The following is a 17,898-nucleotide window of genomic DNA, read 5'->3' as shown; positions in this document are numbered from 1 at the left end:
CGGTCCCGTCTCAGCTGGTGCGCTTGCCGTCGAAACGGCGCATGCGGGTCAGGACGGAGTCGGCGGTCGGGTTGTGCATCTCGTCGACGATCACGCCGTCGGCCAGGAACAGCACCCGGTCCGCGTGGCCGGCGGCCACCGGGTCGTGGGTCACCATGACGATGGTCTGGCCGAGTTCGTCGACCGAGCGGCGCAGGAAGCCGAGCACCTCCGCGCCGGAGCGGGAGTCCAGGTTGCCGGTGGGCTCGTCGCCGAAGATGATCTCGGGCCGGGCGGCCAGCGCCCGGGCCACCGCGACGCGCTGCTGCTGGCCGCCGGAGAGCTGCCCGGGCCGGTGCTTGAGCCGGCCGGACAGGCCGACGGTCTCGATCACCTGCTCCAGCCACGCCCGGTCGGGCTTGCGGCCGGCGATGTCCATCGGCAGCGTGATGTTCTCCAGCGCGTTCAGCGTCGGCAGCAGGTTGAACGCCTGGAAGATGAAGCCGATCTTGTCGCGGCGCAGCCGGGTCAGCTGCTTGTCCTTCAGGCCGGTGACCTCGGTGTCGCCGATCCAGATCCGCCCCTCGGAGACGCTGTCCAGGCCGGCCAGGCAGTGCATCAGGGTCGACTTGCCGGAGCCCGACGGACCCATGATCGCGGTGAACCGGCCGCGCTCGATGTCCACGTCGACCGCGTTCAGCGCCGTCACCCGGGTCTCGCCCGTCCCGTACGCCTTGGTCACCTGCCGGGCCCGGGCGGCGACGTCGTTCTGCTGGGCTACGGGTGTGAGGTGCGCGGCGCTCGCTGCCGTGGTCACTGCTTGCTCCTTGAGGTGGGGTGGGGTCCGCCCGATGTCCTCAAGCCTCCCGTCTTAACCGCGCCCTTACGTCCTCCACCGGGACGAAGGCCACCACCGGGAAACGCTCCGGGGTCGGGGCCCTCTCCCCTAGGGGTCCGCGCCCCGCGGGGTAAGGGTCCCGATCCCGGTGGTTGACGAACTGTCAGGCCGTGACGGCCAGTTCGGCCCGCGGCTGGAGCGCGGCGGAGAACGCGTCCACCACCGGGGTCAGCAGCACCTCGGTCTCCCGCTCCAGCTCGGTGCCGCCGTCCTCGCGCACCACGATGTGCCGGTCCAGCACGAACCAGCCCTGGGTGATGTGCGCGGCGCCCATCGAGTTCAGCACCGGCCGCAGCGCGTAGTCCACCGCCAGCACGTGCGCGGTGGAGCCGCCGGTGGCCAGCGGAAGAACGGTCTTGCCGCGCAGCGCGTACTGCGGCAGCAGGTCGAGCAGCGCCTTCAGCAGCCCCGAGTAGGCGGCCTTGTACACCGGCGTGCCGATCACCACCGCGTCCGCCCGCTCGAACAGCTCGACGGCGCGGGCTATCGCCGGATCGGCCGTATCGGCGGCCAGCAGCGCCCCGGCGGGCAGCGAGCGGGCGTCCAGCGCCTCCACCCGGTGGCCGTGCGAGACCAGCCGGCGGTCGACGTGGCGCAGCAGCTTCGTGGTGCGGGAGGTCGCGGACGGGGAGCCGGAGACGGAAAGGATCACGGCCATGGAGTCACCTCGGTGCGTACGGCCGCGGGCACGGCGGCCGGAAACGGAAGAAACGGGAACGCGAGGGCGAGGGCGCGGGCTCGCCCGGGGGTGAATGCGCGGCGAGGACTCAGCCGCGACACAGCGAGCAGGACACCCGACCGTGGTCGACGTGCCGCCGACGGGTGAGGACCTTCCGCTGCTCCATGCGGCCATGCAAACACGTGCGGTTTTACCGGGTCAAGGCCGTGTCCGGCCGGTGAACACCGCACCGAACGGTCCGGGCCCTGCATCAAAACGGCCACAAGGAGCCCCCTCCGAGCCGGACGATCACCACGCGGCCCGAGGTTCGGGCATCCTTCCCCTCATGAACACGTGGCAGGAGCGCCCGGGGGGCGGCGCATACGGGCAGGGCGACGCGGCACGCGGCCGGGGCGGGGCGGGCGGGGAGCCGCCGCTGCCTCCGTCGTTGAATCCGCGCGGCACGGGCGTCCCGCTCTCCCGCCCCGACCAGCCCCCGTACCAGGGCGGCATGCCTGGCGGGCCCGGCAGTCCTGGTGGCCCCGGCGGGCCCGGCGGCCCTGGCGGGCAGCCTCCGTACGGTGGCCAACCGCCGTACGGGCAGCCGTCGTACGAGCCGGAGCCGAACCCGCGGGGCGACGGCGCCCCGCAGTCGGCCCGGCCGCGCCGCTCGCGCAAGAAGATCATCGGATACTCGGCGCTCGGCCTGGTCCTGGCGCTGCTCACCACCGGGATCGGCACCTACTTCTGGGCCGACGGCAAGCTCCGGCACGAGAACGTGCTCGCCGACTACCCGGGCCGCCCGGCAGCCGGCAAGGGAACGAACTGGCTGATCGTGGGCTCGGACAGCCGCGAGGGCCTCACCGACGCCCAGGAGGACAACCTCCACACCGGCTCCGCCGAGGGCAAGCGCAGCGACTCGATGATGATCCTGCACATCGGCGACCACGGAAACACCCTGATGTCGATCCCGCGCGACTCCTGGGTGCAGATACCCGCCCACCAGGACACCTCCGGCAGCGGAAAGTCCATAGCCGCCAGCACCCACAAGATCAACGCCTCCTTCGCGAGCGGCGGCGGCCGGCTCCTGGTGCAGACCGTCGAGACCAACACCGGCCTGCGCATCGACCACTACGCGGAGATCGGCTTCGCCGGATTCGTCGGCCTGGTCGACGCCGTCGGCGGCGTCGAGATGACCATCGACCAGCCGATCAAGGACAAGGACTCCGGCCTCGACCTCCAGGCCGGCACCCAGACCCTGACCGGCAAGCAGGCCCTCGCCTTCGTCCGCCAGCGGCACCAGATGGCCGACCAGGACCTCGGCCGGATGCGGAACCAGCAGAAGTTCCTCGGCGCCCTCGCCAAGCAGGCCGCCTCCCCCGGCACCCTGCTCAACCCCTTCACGTTCTACCCGCTGGCCTCCGCCGGCCTCGACACCCTGATCGTCGACAACGACGCCGGCCTCACCGACCTCGGCTCGATGTTCCTCGCCATGAAGGGCGTCACCGGCGGCGCCGGCCAGACCATCACCGTCCCGATCGGCAACCCCGACTTCCGCACCCCCACCGGCGAATCCGCCGTCAAGTGGGACCCGACGAAGTCCAAGGCCGTCTTCGACGCGATGAAGAACGACACCGCGGTTCCCGACACGAAGTGACCACCACCGGAGGGCGGGAGTTTTCGAACTCCCGCCCTCCGGCGCGTCGTTGACGCTTCATCGGGCAGCTCGCCGGAACAATGTCCGCCATGTCTCTGGTGACCTCCCTCATCTACCGCCGCCGAAGCCGGCTGTTCGGCCGCCTGGTCCAGGAAGCCCTGGCCCTCTACGGCGTGGAGGTCCCCGCCGCCGCCGAGATCGGCCCCGGCCTGCTCGTCTACCACCGCGGCTTCGGCACCGTCCTGCACCCCTTCACCACCCTCGGCGCGAACGTCACCCTCTACAACGGCGTCACCATCGGCCGCGCCGACCCGTGGGTCCCGCAGGAGGAATCCGCGATGCGACGGGTCGTCCTGGAGGACGGGGTGGTGGTCTGCGCCGGCGCGAAGATCGTCTGCAAGTCGGGCGTCCTCACGGTCGGCGCCGGAACCGTCATCGGCGCGAACGCGGTGCTCACGCATTCCACTGGGCCCAACGAAATTTGGGCCGGCGCCCCGGCCCGGCGTGTGGGGATGAGGGCGCCAAACCAGGGAGAGCGTGACCAGGGAGAGCACAACCGGGGGCGCTGGGGGTCCCCCCAGCGAAGCGAGGGGGCGGAACTGCGCGGGCAAGGAGCGCACGCCAGCTAGGTCGCGATCAAGTGCAAGTCATTGCCCTACGTCGCGATCTTGCCGACGGGCACCTTCCGCTTCGCGCAGTTCCCCGCGCCCCCGGTTTCGCACCCTCGCAGCTCCCAACGCCCCTGGTGGTTCTCGCCTGCTACGGCAGGTTACGGGCCATGACGATGCGCTGGACCTGGTTGGTGCCCTCGTAGATCTGGGTGATCTTCGCGTCGCGCATCATCCGCTCCACCGGGTAGTCCCGCGTGTACCCGTACCCGCCCAGCAGCTGCACCGCGTCCGTCGTGACCTCCATCGCCACGTCCGAAGCGAAGCACTTCGCCGACGCCCCGAAGAACGTCAGATCGCCGTCACCGCGCTGCGACTTCGCCGCCGCGGCATAGGTCAACTGCCGCGCCGCCTCCAGCTTCATCGCCATGTCGGCCAGCATGAACTGGACGCCCTGGAACTCCGCGATCGCCTTCCCGAACTGCTTGCGCTCCTTCACATAGCCCTTCGCGTAGTCCAGCGCGCCCTGCGCGATGCCCAGCGCCTGCGCGGCGATCGTCACCCGGGTGTGGTCCAGCGTCCGCATCGCCGTCGCGAAACCCGTGCCCTCCGCGCCGATCATCCGGTCCGCCGGGATCCGCACGTTGTCGAAGTACACCTCACGCGTCGGCGAACCCTTGATGCCGAGCTTCTTCTCCGGCGCGCCGAACGACACACCCTCGTCGCCCTTCTCCACCACGAACGCCGAGATGCCCTTCGACCGCAGCGAGGGGTCCGTCACGGCCATCACCGTGTAGAACTCCGACACACCCGCGTTGGTGATCCACCGCTTCACACCGTTGAGCACCCAGAAGTCACCGTCCCGCACCGCCCGGGTCTTCATGCCGGCCGCGTCCGAACCCGCCTCCGGCTCCGACAGGCAGTACGAGAACATGCCCTCACCGCGGGCCAGCGCCCCCAGGTACTTGGCCTTCAGCTCCTCCGAACCGGACAGCTGCACCGGCAGCGAACCCAGCTTGTTCACCGCCGGAATCAGCGACGAGGAGGCGCACACCCGCGCCACCTCCTCGATCACGATCACCGTCGCCAGCGCGTCCGCACCCGCGCCGCCGTACTCCTCCGGCACGTGCACCGCGTGCAGGTCGTTCGCCTGCAGCGCCTCGAGGGCCTCCGAAGGGAACCGCCCCTCCTCGTCCACCGCCGCCGCGAACGGGGCGATCTTCGCCTCCGCCAGCGAACGCACCGCCTCGCGGAGCATGTCGTGCTCCTCGCTCAGTCGGTAGAGGTCGAAGTCCGCTCCGGAGTTACCCGCCATCTGCTCTGCCCCTTGCGATAGTTACCGTTGAGTAATGCCCATCGTAGGCGCGCACGCCGACGTCAGTCGACCTTGTCGCCGAGGGTGTCGCCGCTGGTGCGGTGCTCGGTGAGGTACTCGTCCATCCGGTCGCCGCGCATCGCGTCCCAGAGCAGGCCGGCGGCGCCGTCGTCCATCAGGACGACGGACTGGCCGTCGATGGAGTCGAAGCCGCCGAAGGGGGCGTTCATGAAGTGGACGCCGTCGGGGCGGATCGCGCGCAGGCTCCAGGCGAGGTCATAGAGGTCGCTGTTGCTGAGCCGGTCGTCGACGGAGACCACGTCGCCGACGGTGCCGAGCAGGCCGGTGAGTTTGCCGGGGCTGGAGAGGGTGCCGGAGTTCATGGTGCGGAGCATCAGCGAACGCAGGAAGTTCTGCTGGCGCTTGGTGCGGTCGAGGTCGCCGTTCGGCAGGCCGTGGCGTTCGCGGACGTAGAGCAGGGCCTCGGCGCCGTCCATGTGGTGGGTACCGGCCAGCCATTCGCGGGCGTCGCCCTTGGCCTCGATGGTGCGCGGGATGGTGATGTCGACGCCGCCGACGGCGTCGGTGAGGGCCCGGAAGCCGTTCCAGTCGATCACCGCGATGTGGTCGATCCGGATGTGGGTGAGGTCCTGGACGGTCTGCACCATCAGCGCGGGGCCGCCCCAGGAGTACGCGGCGTTGATCTTCGCCTTGCCGTGGCCGGGGACGGGCACCCAGGTGTCGCGCGGGATGGACACCACGGAGACGGACTTCCGGTCGGCGGAGATGTGCATCAGCATCATGGTGTCGCTGCGCTGGGCGCCCAGCTGCCAGGCGGGGGCCTTGGCGTCCTTGCCGGTGGTGGGCTGGTCGGAGCGGGCGTCCAGGCCGACCAGCAGGAAGGTCTGGCCGGTGTGCGGGACGGCGGTGGGCTGCGCGGCGGTGCCGGTCGGGAAGGCGTTCGGGATCCGGGCCACCGAGGACGCGTAGTGGTCGGCGGTCCACACCAGGGCGCCGAAGCCGGTGCCGAACAGCACCAGCAGCACGACGAGGGTCCACAGCAGCAGCCGGCGGCCCCGGCGGCGGCGCGGCGCCTTCCCGCCCTCGCTCTCCTCACCCGAAGGGTCCTGCTCGTCGTCGCGGTCGAAGATGCTGAGTAACCCCTGGTCCTCGTCGGCCCCGTCGGGCCGCTCCTCGGCAGTCATGCGCGCATTGTGAACCTTCCGTACAGACTTTCGGGGGGAAACCGTGAAATCGGCGGATCCCGCAGGTGGTAGCGGTACCGATACCATCTGTGCGTGCGGCCGTCGCACTGCCTGGAACGGCCCGAACGGAAGGGAACGCCCGTGGCTCCGCGCATCACGGTGATCGGTACCGGCTACCTGGGCGCCACGCATGCCGCGTGCATGGCCGAGCTCGGTTTCGAGGTCCTCGGGCTGGACATCGACCGGGAGAAGCTGGCGTCGCTGGCCGCGGGCCGGGTGCCGATGTTCGAGCCCGGGCTGTCGGAGCTGCTGCTGAAGCACGTGGAGGGCCACGAGGGCTCGACCGGGCGGCTGCGGTTCACCGACTCCTGGGAAGAGGTCGCGGCCTTCGGCGACGTGCACTTCATCTGCGTCAACACGCCGCAGCGCAAGGGCGAGTTCGCGGCCGACATGAGCTACGTGGACGCCGCGGTCGACTCGCTCGCCCCGCACCTGGACCGGCCGGCCCTGGTGGTCGGCAAGTCCACCGTGCCGGTGGGCTCGGCGAACCGGCTGGCGGAGCGGCTGGCCGCGCTGGCCCCGGCCGGCGAGCAGGTCGAGCTGGCCTGGAACCCGGAGTTCCTGCGCGAGGGCTACGCCGTCGGCGACACCCTGCACCCGGACCGCCTGGTGGTGGGCGTGCGCAGCGAGCGCGCCGAACAGCTGCTGCGCGAGGTGTACGCGGGCCCGATCGCGGACGGCGTGCCGTTCGTGGTGACCGACTTCGCGACCGCGGAACTGGTGAAGGCCGCCGCGAACTCCTTCCTGGCCACCAAGATCTCGTTCATAAACGCGATGGCCGAGGTCTGCGAGAGCGCCGGCGCCGACGTGGTGCAGCTGTCCAAGGCGCTCTCCTACGACGCACGGATCGGCGGCAAGTTCCTGAACGCCGGGCTGGGCTTCGGCGGCGGCTGCCTGCCCAAGGACATCCGGGCGTTCATGGCCCGGGCCGGGGAGCTGGGCGCCGACCAGGCGCTGACCTTCCTGCGCGAGGTCGACTCGATCAACATGCGGCGCCGCTCCCGGATGGTGGAACTGGCCCGCGAGCAGTGCGGCGGCGGCTTCCTGGGCCGCCGGGTGGCGGTGCTGGGCGCGGCGTTCAAGCCGAACTCGGACGACATCCGGGACTCGCCGGCCCTGAATGTGGCCGGCCAGATCCAGCTCCAGGGCGCCCAGGTGACGGTCTACGACCCGAAGGCCATGGACAACGCCCGCAAGATGTTCCCCAGCCTGTCGTACGCGGCGTCCGCGCTGGAGGCCGTCCAGGGTGCGCACGTGGTGCTGCACCTCACCGAGTGGCAGGAGTTCCGCGAGCTGGACCCGGCCGAGGTCGGCGCCCTGGTCGCCGAGCGCCGCCTGCTGGACGGCCGCAACGTGCTGGACGGCGACGCCTGGCGGGCCGCCGGCTGGACGTACCGGGCGATGGGCCGGCCGTTCGCGGAATGACCGCGCGGGGCGGCGGGTTCTCACCGGCATGAGCTACGGAGACGACGCCACCGTCCGGAAGATCCTCACCTCCAGCGGCGACACCTGGGCCGTGGTCGGCCTGTCCACCAACACCGCGCGCGCCGCGTACGGGGTGGCGCAGGTGCTGCGGCGGGCCGGCAAGCGGGTCGTGCCGGTGCACCCGAAGGCCGAGACGGTGCTCGGCGAGCAAGGCTACGCCTCGCTCGCCGAGATCCCGTTCCCGGTCGACGTGGTGGACGTGTTCGTCAACTCCGAGCTGGCCGGCGAGGTCGCCGACCAGGCGGTGACGAAGGGCGCCAAGGCCGTCTGGTTCCAGCTCGGGGTGGTCGACGAGGCCGCCTACGGCCGTACCCGGGCCGCCGGGCTGGACATGGTGATGAACCGCTGCCCGGCGATTGAACTGCCCCGGCTGTGACGCCGGGTCAGACCGCCCGGACGGGGAAGGCGATGTCGCAGACCGGCTCGTCCGGGCCGGCGGCCATGAAGTCGGCGAAGTAGACCTCCCGGCCCGGCCCGGTCCGCTCGGTGTCCGCCGACTCGATCCACCCGCACACCGCGTCGTAGGCGGTGAGGATCTGCGGGAAGTCCACCTGTGCCTTGGTGATCCGGGTGTACGCCTCACGGTGCGCGGGCTCGACCCGGTGCGGGACGGTGACCTCGCCGGCCCGGGCCGGGTCGATCGGCACGCAGACCTCGACCGGGCCGTCGGCGTCCTCGTTGACCTCCCCGTGGTAGATCACGAACGGAGCGGCGACCGTGCCGCCGAGCCCCTCGGCCGCCTTCGTCAGCCTGCTGGTGGCGCCGCCGATGAACTCGTCCAGCTCCTCCGGCCTGGCCCGGCGCTGCTCGGTGAGCACCAACTGGTCCGGCACCTCGCGCTGTTCGATCCGGTACATCTCGTCGATTCCTTCCAGTCCGCTGAGTTGGATGCGGAGGTGTTCGGCCAGCGCCCGCTGCGAAGCGGTGCGCCGTTCGACGGCCGCCCAGTACGCGGCGACCCGCCCGGCCGCCTCGGCGCTCGGCAGGGCGAGCACCTCGGCGACCGTGGCGAGCGGCATGTCCAGGCCGCGCAGCCGGACGATCAGCCGCGCGGTGCGCAGCCGGCCGGCCCGGTAGTACCGGTAGCCGGTGACCGGGTCGACCACGTCCGGCGGGAGCAGGCCCTGCCGGTCGTACAGCCGCAGCGCCTTCGGCGACAGCAGGCCCCGGCGGGCGAACTCACCCGTGCTGAGCAGCCGTTCTTCCTCCACGCCGGTCAGCGTCGGGCCTGCCCCAGGGGCAGGGTCAAGCCGGTCGTTCATGCGCCGTCCAGCTGCTCCCGGGTGGCGATCGACGGCCCGCGCTCGGACCGCAGGCGGCGGGCCACCGTCTCGGCCTCGCGCAGCGTCCGGACGGCGTTGTGCCAGGTGAGCTTGGCGAGGTCGGCCTCGGACCAGCTGCGGCGCAGGAGTTCGGCGATCAGCACCGGGTAGCCGGCCACGTCGTCCAGGCCGGACGGCAGGAACGGGGTGCCGTCGAAGTCGCCGCCGATGCCGATGTGGTCGATGCCCGCCACCTCGCGCATGTGGTCGAGGTGGTCGGCCACATCGGCGGCGGTGGCGATCGGGCGCGGGCGCTCGGCCGCGAAGGCCTGCTGCACGGCCATCGCCTCCGGGGAGTTGTCGAACGGGCTGAACCCGTTCGCGGTCATGTTGGCGTCGGCGGCGTACGTCCACTCGATGGCGTCGGCCAGCACGAACATCGGCACGAAGGTGGCCATCGCGACGCCGCCGTTGCCGGGCAGCGCGGCGAGCACGTCGTCGGGGATGTTGCGCGGGTGGTCGCAGACCGCGCGGGAGGAGGAGTGCGAGAAGACCACCGGGGCCTCGGAGACCCGCAGCGCGTCGCGCATGGTGTCGGCGGAGACGTGCGAGAGGTCGACCAGCATGCCGAGCCGGTTCATCTCCCGGACGACCTCCTCGCCGAACTTGGTGAGGCCGCCGTGCACCGGCTCGTCGGTGGCGGAGTCCGCCCACGGAACGTTGGAGTTGTGGGTGAGCGTCAGGTACCGCACACCGAGCTCGTACAGCGCCCGCAGGGTGGCCAGCGAGGAGTTGACGGAGTGTCCGCCCTCGGCGCCCATCAGTGAGGCGATCAGGCCCGCCTCGCGGGCGCTCTCCAGGTCGTCGGCGGTCAGCGCGAGCCGCAGGTGCTCGGGGTACCGCTCGGTCATCGTCCGGACGAAGTCGATCTGCTCCAGCGTCGCGCTGACCGCGCCGTCGCCGGACAGCTCGGCGGGCACGAACACCGACCAGAACTGGGCACCGACCCCGCCCGCCCGCAGGCGGCCGAAGTCGGTGTGCAGCCGGTGGCTCTGATCGGCCGTCAGGTCGATGGCGTCGAGGTCGTAGCCGACCTGGGCGCGCATCGCCCACGGCAGGTCGTTGTGGCCGTCCACCACGGGGGTGGTGCGGAGGACGGCCCTTGCACGGTCGATCAGTTCGGGAGTCATCCCCCCGTTCTACTACTTGCCGAAGCCGAAGGACTCGTTCCCCGCGACCTTGGCCCGAAGCTTGCGCCCCTTCTCGGTCGCCTGGCTGTTCAGCTCGGCCTGGAACTCGACCATCTTCTCCGCCAGTTCGGCGTCGAACGCGGCCAGCATCCGCACCGCGAGCAGGCCCGCGTTGCGCGCCCCCGCCACCGAGACCGTCGCCACCGGCACGCCGGCCGGCATCTGCACGATCGACAGCAGGCTGTCCATCCCGTCCAGGTACCGCAGCGGCACCGGCACCCCGATCACCGGCAGCGGCGTCACCGACGCCAGCATCCCCGGCAGGTGCGCCGCGCCGCCGGCCCCGGCGATGATCGCCTTCAGCCCGCGCCCGTGCGCCTGCTCCCCGTACGCGACCATCTCGCGCGGCATCCGGTGCGCGGACACCACGTCCACCTCGTACGGCACCTCGAACTCGTCGAGCGCCTGCGCGGCGGCCTCCATCACGGGCCAGTCGGAGTCGGAGCCCATCACGATGCCGACAAGGGGGGCCTGAGTCATAGCAATCCTTTCATTGATGCCCCGGTTTCGGCCGGGAGCAAAGTCGCCATCCGACGCAGTGTCAGTGGCAGGTTCTAGCGTGTGGGCTGTGAGTGCCGTTTCACGTCAAGCGGGCCTTCAGGTTCCGCTTCCGCCCGACCGATGCGCAGGCGGCCGAGCTGTTGCGCACGTTCGGATGCGTGCGCCTCGTCTACAACCGGGCGCTGGCGGCCCGTTCCGAGGCCTGGGCGGCACGCGGCGAGCGGGTGGGCTACGGCGCGACGTCGGCGATGCTGACGGCGTGGAAACGGACCGAGGAGCTGTCGTTCCTCGCCGAGGTCTCCTCCGTGCCCCTGCAGCAGGCCCTGCGGCACTTGCAGACAGCGTTCACCAACTTCTGGCAGAGGCGGGCGAAACACCCCCGATTCAAATCGAAGAAGCGATCCCGTGACAGCGCCGAGTACACCCGCTCCGCATTCCGCTACCGGGACGGACTGCTGACGCTGGCAAAGATGGCCGAACCGCTCGACATCGTCTGGTCGCGGCCACTGCCCGGGGGCGCCACCCCGTCCACGGTGACCGTCTCGCGGGACGCGGCGGGACGGTGGTTCGTGTCGATGCTGTGCGACGACCCGGGCATCCGGCCACTGCCCGTGCTGGACTCGGCTGTGGGGCTCGATGTCGGCATCACTTCCCTGGTGACGCTCTCCACCGGCGAGAAGATCCCCAACCCGAAGCACGAGCGTGCCGACCGGGAACGCCTGGCCAGGGCCCAGCGAGCCCTCGCGCGCAAAGCTCAGGGATCGGCGAACTGGGAGAAGGCCCGGCGCGAGGTCGCCCGCGTCCACGCGCGAATCGCCGACCGGCGCCGGGACCACCTGCACAAGCTCACCACTCGGCTCGTCCGCGAGAACCAAGCGGTCGTGATCGAGGACCTGACGGTTCGCAGTCTGCTCAGGAACCGGAAGCTGTCCCGCGCTGTCGCGGACTGTTCCTGGAGCGAGTTGCGGGCCATATTGACGTACAAGTGTGTCTGGTACGGCCGTGAGCTGATCACCGTCGACCGGTGGTTCCCCAGCTCCAAGCTGTGCGGCGCGTGCGGAACCATCCGCGACACCATGCCCCTGACCGTCCGCGACTGGGAGTGCGGCTGCGGCGCGGTCCACGACCGGGACATCAACGCGGCACGCAACATCCTGGCCGCCGGGCTGGCGGCAGCAGCCTGTGGAGACGGCGTAAGACCTCAACGGAGCACTCCGGGCGGGCAGTCGTCGATGAAGCAGGAAGTCGTCCCACCGCCGCGCTCACGCGCGGCGGCTCGGTCGCGAGGCTGAGGGACCCCCTCCGAGGAGGAGGGGAAGGTCAATCGGTGATCGTTCCTCGCAGGTAGGCGGCCGCGTGGCGGGCGCGCTCGCGGACGTCTTCGAGGTCGTCCCCGAAGACGTTGACGTGGCCGACCTTGCGGCCGGGCTTCACGTCCTTTCCGTACATGTGGATCTTGAGGCCGGGGTCGCGGGCCATGCAGTGCAGGAAGGCGTGGTACATGTCGGGGTAGTCGCCGCCGAGGACGTTGACCATGACGGTCCACTTGGCGCGGGGGCGGGGGTCGCCGAGGGGGAGGTCGAGGACGGCCCGGAGGTGGTTCTCGAACTGGGAGGTGACGGCGCCGTCCTGGGTCCAGTGGCCGGAGTTGTGCGGGCGCATGGCGAGTTCGTTGACCAGGATGCGGCCGTCGCGGGTCTGGAAGAGTTCGACCGCGAGGTGGCCGGTGATGTCGAGTTCGCCGGCGATCCGGAGGGCGAGCTGCTGGGCCTCGTCGGAGAGCGCCGGGTCCAGGTCGGGTGCGGGGGCGGTGACTTCGGCGCAGATGCCGTTCTCCTGCACCGACTCGACCACCGGGTAGGCGACGGCCTGGCCGCTGGGCGACCGCACCACGTTGGCGGCGAGTTCGCGGACGAAGTCGACCTTCTCCTCGGCGAGCACGGGCACGCCGGCCAGGAACGGGGCCGCGGCCTCGGCCTCGTCCTTGACGACCCAGACGCCCTTGCCGTCGTAGCCGCCGCGCACGGTCTTCAGGACGACGGGGTAGCCCACGCCCTCCGCGGCGAACGCGGTGACATCGGCCGGGTCGGCGACGATCCGGTGCCGGGGGCAGGGGACGCCGATGGAGTCGAGCTTGGCCCGCATGACGCCCTTGTCCTGGGCGTTGACCAGCGCGTCCGGCCCGGGGCGGACGGCGACGCCCTCGGCCTGCAGGGCGCGCAGGTGCTCGGTGGGTACGTGCTCGTGGTCGAAGGTGATGACGTCGCAGCCGGCGGCGAAGGCCCGCAGCACGTCGAGGTCGCGGTAGTCGCCGAGCACGGTGGTGCCGACCACCTGCGCGGCCGACTCCTGGGGGGTGTCGGCGAGGAGTTTGAAGCGGATGCCCAGCGGTATACCCGCCTGGTGCATCATGCGGGCGAGCTGCCCGCCGCCGATGACTCCGACCACTGGAAAGTTCGCATTGCCCGCTACAGTCACGCGCTCCAGGATATCTGGGCCGGTCAAAGCCCCAACACCGGCGTGCGGGTGGGGCGTACGCACCGGGCGTGGTACGGAGCACTCAGAAGGGGCGGGTAGCCTGGTGGGCCGGATTGCACGACACCACTTATCCGATCATGTGAAGCACACGGAGCCGCCCGGATGACGAGCACCACAGAATCGCGTCCTTCGTTGTCCCAGCGACTGCGCGGTCTGTCGCTGGAAGCGGTCGGCTTCGCCGTGATCGGCGGCGTCGGTTTCCTGGTGAACCTGGTGGTCTTCACCGCCTGTCTCCAGGCCAGCGGCCTGATCTACTCGGCGGCCGGTGTGATCTCCGGCGCGGTGGCGATCGGCACCAACTATCTGGGCTACCGCTTCTGGCTCTACAAGGACCGCGACGCCGCCTCCCGCAAGCGGGAGATCACGCTGTTCCTGCTGTTCAGCGGCATCGGCCTGCTGATCGAGAACGGCATCCTGGCATTCTCGGTGCACGTGCTCGGCTTCCAGTCGCACTTCAGCCAGGTGATCGCGAAGAACGTGCTCGGCCTGGCGGCGGGCACCGTGTTCCGGTTCATCTCCTACCGCACCTGGGTGTTCAAGGCGATGCCGGAGCTGGAGGACCCCGAGGTGGTGCAGGAGGCCGAGCTGCTGCTGGCCGCCGAGGGCAGCCGTTCCACGCTGGCCAACTGACACGTCCTCACTCGCCCGCGTAGGCGAGGAACAGTGCGAACACCGGCGGCCGCAGCGACAGCAGTTCGAGGCGGCCGCCGTCGGCTTCCGCGAGGTCGCGGGCGACGGCCAGTCCGATCCCGGTGGAGTTGCGGCCGCTGACGGCCCGTTCGAAGACCCGGTTGCCGAGTTCCCGGGGGACGCCCGGCCCCTCGTCCTGCACCTCGGCGACCACCGAGCTGCCGGAGCGGCGGGCCCGCAGGGTGATGGTGCCGGCGCCGTGCATCAGCGAGTTCTCGATCAGGGTGGCCAGCACCTGGGAGACGGTGCCGGGGGTGCCGATCACCTCGACGTCGCGCAGGCCCTCGACGACCAGCCGGCGTCCGCTGTCGCGTAGCGTCGGGGCCCACTCCTCGACCTGCTGCTTGATGACCTCGTCCAGGCAGAAGCTCACCGCGGTGGGGCTGTTGGGGTCGCGCTGGTTGGTGAGCAGCCGCTGCACCACGTCGGTGAGCCGTTCGACCTGCTGGAGGCCGATGGTGGCCTCCTCGCGGACGGTGTCCGGGTCCTCGGCGAGCGCGGTGATCTCCTCCAGCCGCATGGAGAGCGCGGTGAGCGGGGTGCGCAGCTGGTGGGAGGCGTCGGCGGCGAGCCGGCGTTCGGCGGTGAGCATCCGCGCGATGCGTTCCGCGCTGGTGTCCAGCACCTCCGCGATCCGGTCGAGTTCGGGCACGCCGTAGCGGCGGCCCTGCGGCCGGGGGTCGCCGGAGCCGAGCCGTTCGGCGGTCTCGGCGAGGTCGGTGAGCGGGCGGGCCAGCCGCTTGGCCTGCCAGACGGCGAGCGCCACGGCGGCCTGCACGGCCAGCAGCGCGACCACGCCGAGCAGCAGCAGCATGTTGCCGATCTCGTGGTCGAGCGCGGCGCGGGACTGCGCGACGGTGACGGTCTCACCACTGGCCCCGGACTCGGTGGCGGTCAGCGCCGGCCCCTCGACCGGGCGGCCGAGGACGATCTGCGGCTGTCCGGGGATGTCCACGGTGACGTAGAAGTTCTCGGTCACCACGGCGGCGAACTTCTCACCGGTGACCGGCTCGTTGGCGACGAGCCGGCTCTCCACCAGACCGAGTACCCGGACCGACACCGCGTCCACCCGGTCGTTGGCGGCGTTGGTGATGGACTGCTTCTCGATCAGGGCCAGCGGCACGCAGAACACCGCGACCACCACCAGGACGACGCCCAGCAGTGAGTTGATCATCCTGCGCTTCACGCCGGGTGGACCTTCAGTTCTTCTCGAAACGGAAGCCGACGCCGCGCACGGTGGCGATGTAGCGCGGGTTGGCGGCGTCGTCGCCGAGCTTCTTGCGCAGCCAGGAGATGTGCATGTCCAGGGTCTTGGTGGAGGTCCACCAGGTGGTGTCCCAGACCTGGCGCATGATCTCCTCGCGGGTGACCACTCGTCCGGCGTCCCGCACCAGCACCCGCAGCAGCTCGAACTCCTTGGCGGAGAGGGTGAGTTCCTCCTCGCCGAGCCAGGCGCGGTGCGACTCGATGTCGATCTTCACGCCGTGCGCGCCGGTGGTGAGCTGGTCGACGTTGCCGCGCCGGAGCAGGGCGCGGACCCGGGCGAGCAACTCGGCCAGCCGGAACGGCTTGGTGACGTAGTCGTCGGCGCCGGCGTCCAGGCCGACGACGGTGTCCACCTCGTCCGCGCGGGCGGTGAGCACCAGGACCGGGAAGCTCTTGCCGTCGGCACGCAGCCGCCGGCACACCTCCAGGCCGTCCATCTCGGGAAGCCCGAGGTCCAGCACGATCAGGTCGACGTCCTCGCTGAGGCCGGCGCCCAGGGCGGCCGGTCCGTCCTCGCGGACGAGCACCTCGTAGCCCTCGCGGCGCAGGGCGCGGGCCAGCGGTTCGGAGATTGCCGGGTCGTCCTCGGCCAGCAGCACACAGGTCATAGGGGCGATGGTAGACCGCTCGGGCACGCCTGATCAGGGGGTCTTCGGGGGTTGTGACGCGCCCTACTTGACCGCTGTGAACACTGTCACAGGGCGTGATCGATTTGCGTTTGCGGGCATCTTCCGCAACAACTGCGCTTACATGGACATTCTTCGCACGAGCCTTGTCATCGCAGGCAATTCTCCTGCCTGAGCATCGAAAGGCGCAGTGCAATGACACTCCGCTTTACCTTCTGAATACCATTCACGCTCCGCAGTCAACCGAACTCGCGACTTACAGTGGTGGAGAACCCGAGCAAGACAGGCAAGGAAACAGCATGGCTTCGAGCACCCTGGAGTCAGAGGTAGGGACCTCCCCCGGTAACGGACGGACCTTCCTCGGCCACCCCCGCGGCCTCGCCACCCTCTTCATGACGGAGACGTGGGAGCGCTTCAGCTTCTACGGCATGCGCGCTCTGCTGGTGGTCTACATGTCCGCCAAGGCGGCCGACGGCGGCCTGGAGATGCAGGTCGCCACCGCCACCGCGGTCTACTCCGTGTACAACGCGATGGTCTACCTGCTCGCGCTGCCCGGCGGCTGGATCGCCGACCGGCTGCTCGGCGCCAGGCGCACCGTCGCCCTCGGCGGCGCGATCATCATGATCGGCCACTTCCTGCTCGCCGTGCCCGCCTCGGCGTCGTTCTTCGCCGGCCTGGTCTTCATCGCGGTCGGCTCCGGCCTGCTGAAGGCCAACATCTCGACCATGGTCGGCCACCTCTACGACGGGCCCAACGACCCGCGCCGGGACGGCGGCTTCACGATCTTCTACATGGGCATCAACCTCGGTGCCTTCCTCGCGCCGCTGGCCATCGGCACCGTCGGCCAGAAGGTCGACTGGCACCTGGGCTTCGCGATGGCCGGCGTCGGCATGGCCCTCGGCCTGATCCAGTACCTGCTGGGCACCCGCCACCTCAGCCCGCGCTCCAGCGTGGTCAGCGCCCCGATCACCCCCGACGAGCGCCGCAACGTGCTGCGCAAGGCCGGCCTGTGGCTGGCCGCCGCCGCGGTGTTCTACGGCGTGGTCGTCGGCACTGGCAACTTCAGCGTCGACTGGGCGATCTGGCCGCTCTCGCTGGCCGGCATCGCCGTCCCCGTCCTGGTCTTCAGCCGGATCCGCCGCGACCCCGACCTGACCGGCGAGGAGCGCTCGCGGATGAGCGGCTACCTGTGGTTCTTCGCCGCCGCCGCGGTGTTCTGGATGATCTACGACCAGTCCGGTTCGACGCTCAGCGTGTTCGCCGACCGCAACACCGCCGGCAACCTGTTCGGCTTCTCGTTCCCGTCCAGCTGGTTCCAGTCGCTGAACCCGCTGTACATCATGGCGCTCGCCCCGGTGTTCGCCTGGCTGTGGAACGCCGCCGCCCGCCGCAACCGCAACCCCTCCACCACCTCCAAGTTCGCCTTCGGCCTGCTGATGATCGGCGTGTCGTTCCTGGTGATGATGCTGGCGATGGCGGCGGCCGACGGCGGCGCCAAGGTCACCCCGCTGTGGCTGGCCGTGGTCTACCTGATCCAGACCACCGGCGAGCTCACCCTCTCCCCCGTCGGCCTGTCCGTCACCACCAAGCTGGCGCCCGCCAAGTACGCCAGCCAGATGATGGGCATCTGGTTCCTCGCGGTCACCGCCGGCGACTGCGTGGCCGCCCTGGCCCAGCTGGCGCTGGGCGACAGCGTGGTCGGCTCCACCTGGTACTTCGCCGTCCAGGGCCTGCTGGCCATCGCCGCCGGCGTCGGCCTGTTCGCCGCCCGCGGCCGGGTCGGCAAGCTGATGGGCGACGTTCGCTAGGCCTGTCCGGCCGATCCCGGTCGGATCGCCCCCCAGCCCTTGGGAGCTGGGGGGCGATTCGGTGTTCCGCCCCCGGCGGCGGAACCCTACGA

17 protein-coding genes are annotated in these 17,898 nt (G+C 70.6%); 7 read left to right on the top strand and 10 right to left on the bottom strand.

Going from position 1 to position 17,898, the window contains the following annotated elements:
- Positions 1-10 precede the first annotated feature (10 nt).
- Positions 11-796 carry an ABC transporter ATP-binding protein gene (locus ACFYS8_RS26005; protein ID WP_387644902.1) on the bottom strand — a complete coding sequence of 262 codons (786 nt, stop codon included), beginning with the start codon at positions 794-796 and terminating at the stop codon, positions 11-13.
- Positions 797-980: 184 nt separating this feature from the next.
- Positions 981-1,535 (bottom strand): NADPH-dependent FMN reductase, encoded by a 555-nt coding sequence (gene ssuE / locus ACFYS8_RS26000; RefSeq protein ID WP_387644899.1) that lies wholly within the window; start codon positions 1,533-1,535, stop codon positions 981-983.
- 346 nt (positions 1,536-1,881) lie between these two features.
- Here ssuE and ACFYS8_RS25995 point away from each other — a divergent pair, with 346 nt between their 5' ends.
- Both ACFYS8_RS25995 and ACFYS8_RS25990 read left to right on the top strand, forming a co-directional pair.
- Positions 1,882-3,192, top strand: coding sequence for an LCP family protein (locus tag ACFYS8_RS25995; RefSeq protein WP_387644897.1), 1,311 nt, complete (start codon positions 1,882-1,884; stop codon positions 3,190-3,192).
- An 89-nt stretch (positions 3,193-3,281) separates the two neighbouring features.
- Positions 3,282-3,821 carry a serine O-acetyltransferase gene (locus ACFYS8_RS25990; protein WP_387644894.1) on the top strand — a complete coding sequence of 180 codons (540 nt, stop codon included), beginning with the start codon at positions 3,282-3,284 and terminating at the stop codon, positions 3,819-3,821.
- Between the two features lie 130 nt (positions 3,822-3,951).
- Here the strand turns inward: ACFYS8_RS25990 and ACFYS8_RS25985 are convergent, their stop codons facing one another.
- Together ACFYS8_RS25985 and ACFYS8_RS25980 are read right to left on the bottom strand one after the other, a co-directional pair.
- Positions 3,952-5,115 carry an acyl-CoA dehydrogenase family protein gene (locus tag ACFYS8_RS25985; protein WP_387644891.1) on the bottom strand — a complete coding sequence of 388 codons (1,164 nt, stop codon included), beginning with the start codon at positions 5,113-5,115 and terminating at the stop codon, positions 3,952-3,954.
- 62 nt (positions 5,116-5,177) lie between these two features.
- Entirely contained in the window at positions 5,178-6,320 is a 1,143-nt protein-coding gene (locus ACFYS8_RS25980; RefSeq protein ID WP_387644888.1) for an LCP family protein, read from the bottom strand.
- A 141-nt stretch (positions 6,321-6,461) separates the two neighbouring features.
- Here ACFYS8_RS25980 and ACFYS8_RS25975 point away from each other — a divergent pair, with 141 nt between their 5' ends.
- Entirely contained in the window at positions 6,462-7,805 is a 1,344-nt protein-coding gene (locus ACFYS8_RS25975) for a UDP-glucose dehydrogenase family protein (RefSeq protein ID WP_387644886.1), read from the top strand.
- A gap of 28 nt (positions 7,806-7,833) precedes the next feature.
- Entirely contained in the window at positions 7,834-8,241 is a 408-nt protein-coding gene (locus tag ACFYS8_RS25970; RefSeq protein WP_387644884.1) for a CoA-binding protein, read from the top strand.
- Between the two features lie 7 nt (positions 8,242-8,248).
- Here ACFYS8_RS25970 and ACFYS8_RS25965 read toward each other — a convergent pair whose 3' ends face one another.
- Genes ACFYS8_RS25965 through purE form a run of 3 tightly spaced genes read right to left on the bottom strand, consistent with a single transcriptional unit; the run spans position 8,249 to position 10,857 of the window.
- Positions 8,249-9,076, bottom strand: a complete 828-nt coding sequence (locus ACFYS8_RS25965; protein WP_387644882.1) for a MerR family transcriptional regulator — start codon at positions 9,074-9,076, stop codon at positions 8,249-8,251.
- Between the two features lie 47 nt (positions 9,077-9,123).
- Positions 9,124-10,317: a dipeptidase gene (locus ACFYS8_RS25960; RefSeq protein WP_387644879.1), complete on the bottom strand. Its 1,194-nt coding sequence runs from the start codon at positions 10,315-10,317 to the stop codon at positions 9,124-9,126.
- A 12-nt stretch (positions 10,318-10,329) separates the two neighbouring features.
- Entirely contained in the window at positions 10,330-10,857 is a 528-nt protein-coding gene (gene purE, locus ACFYS8_RS25955; protein ID WP_387644877.1) for a 5-(carboxyamino)imidazole ribonucleotide mutase, read from the bottom strand.
- Positions 10,858-10,949: 92 nt separating this feature from the next.
- On the opposite strand from purE, the gene ACFYS8_RS25950 reads away from it, so the two are divergent.
- Positions 10,950-12,170, top strand: a complete 1,221-nt coding sequence (locus ACFYS8_RS25950; protein ID WP_387644875.1) for an RNA-guided endonuclease InsQ/TnpB family protein — start codon at positions 10,950-10,952, stop codon at positions 12,168-12,170.
- 28 nt (positions 12,171-12,198) lie between these two features.
- Here ACFYS8_RS25950 and ACFYS8_RS25945 read toward each other — a convergent pair whose 3' ends face one another.
- Positions 12,199-13,356 (bottom strand): 5-(carboxyamino)imidazole ribonucleotide synthase, encoded by a 1,158-nt coding sequence (locus tag ACFYS8_RS25945; RefSeq protein WP_387644872.1) that lies wholly within the window; start codon positions 13,354-13,356, stop codon positions 12,199-12,201.
- A 162-nt stretch (positions 13,357-13,518) separates the two neighbouring features.
- On the opposite strand from ACFYS8_RS25945, the gene ACFYS8_RS25940 reads away from it, so the two are divergent.
- A complete protein-coding gene (locus tag ACFYS8_RS25940) occupies positions 13,519-14,046 on the top strand; it encodes a GtrA family protein (RefSeq protein ID WP_387644870.1) in 528 nt (175 codons plus the stop codon).
- 7 nt (positions 14,047-14,053) lie between these two features.
- Here the strand turns inward: ACFYS8_RS25940 and ACFYS8_RS25935 are convergent, their stop codons facing one another.
- Complete coding sequence (locus ACFYS8_RS25935; RefSeq protein WP_387644867.1) at positions 14,054-15,292, bottom strand: ATP-binding protein; 1,239 nt, start codon at positions 15,290-15,292, stop codon at positions 14,054-14,056.
- Positions 15,293-15,305: 13 nt separating this feature from the next.
- Entirely contained in the window at positions 15,306-15,980 is a 675-nt protein-coding gene (locus ACFYS8_RS25930; protein ID WP_014136090.1) for a response regulator transcription factor, read from the bottom strand.
- 317 nt (positions 15,981-16,297) lie between these two features.
- Between ACFYS8_RS25930 and ACFYS8_RS25925 the strand changes: the two genes are divergently transcribed.
- Positions 16,298-17,806 (top strand): peptide MFS transporter, encoded by a 1,509-nt coding sequence (locus ACFYS8_RS25925; protein ID WP_387644864.1) that lies wholly within the window; start codon positions 16,298-16,300, stop codon positions 17,804-17,806.
- Positions 17,807-17,898: the final 92 nt, after the last annotated feature.

Origin of the sequence: Kitasatospora sp. NPDC004615, from assembly GCF_042873545.1 — a bacterium.
Classification (GTDB): Bacteria; Actinomycetota; Actinomycetes; order Streptomycetales; family Streptomycetaceae; genus Kitasatospora.
This window is presented reverse-complemented; position numbering and strand designations above follow the sequence as displayed.

What these genes read in the sequence shown, in the direction of transcription:
- ACFYS8_RS25990 (WP_387644894.1), top strand. Translation starts at nt 3,282, where the DNA reads ATGTCTCTGGTGACCTCCCTCATCTACCGCCGCCGAAGCCGGCTGTTC.
- ACFYS8_RS25960 (WP_387644879.1), bottom strand. Translation starts at nt 10,317, where the DNA reads ATGACTCCCGAACTGATCGACCGTGCAAGGGCCGTCCTCCGCACCACC.
- ACFYS8_RS25930 (WP_014136090.1), bottom strand. Translation starts at nt 15,980, where the DNA reads ATGACCTGTGTGCTGCTGGCCGAGGACGACCCGGCAATCTCCGAACCG.
- ssuE (WP_387644899.1), bottom strand. Translation starts at nt 1,535, where the DNA reads ATGGCCGTGATCCTTTCCGTCTCCGGCTCCCCGTCCGCGACCTCCCGC.
- ACFYS8_RS25970 (WP_387644884.1), top strand. Translation starts at nt 7,834, where the DNA reads ATGAGCTACGGAGACGACGCCACCGTCCGGAAGATCCTCACCTCCAGC.
- purE (WP_387644877.1), bottom strand. Translation starts at nt 10,857, where the DNA reads ATGACTCAGGCCCCCCTTGTCGGCATCGTGATGGGCTCCGACTCCGAC.
- ACFYS8_RS25925 (WP_387644864.1), top strand. Translation starts at nt 16,298, where the DNA reads ATGGCTTCGAGCACCCTGGAGTCAGAGGTAGGGACCTCCCCCGGTAAC.
- ACFYS8_RS25985 (WP_387644891.1), bottom strand. Translation starts at nt 5,115, where the DNA reads ATGGCGGGTAACTCCGGAGCGGACTTCGACCTCTACCGACTGAGCGAG.
- ACFYS8_RS25940 (WP_387644870.1), top strand. Translation starts at nt 13,519, where the DNA reads ATGACGAGCACCACAGAATCGCGTCCTTCGTTGTCCCAGCGACTGCGC.
- ACFYS8_RS25980 (WP_387644888.1), bottom strand. Translation starts at nt 6,320, where the DNA reads ATGACTGCCGAGGAGCGGCCCGACGGGGCCGACGAGGACCAGGGGTTA.
- ACFYS8_RS25995 (WP_387644897.1), top strand. Translation starts at nt 1,882, where the DNA reads ATGAACACGTGGCAGGAGCGCCCGGGGGGCGGCGCATACGGGCAGGGC.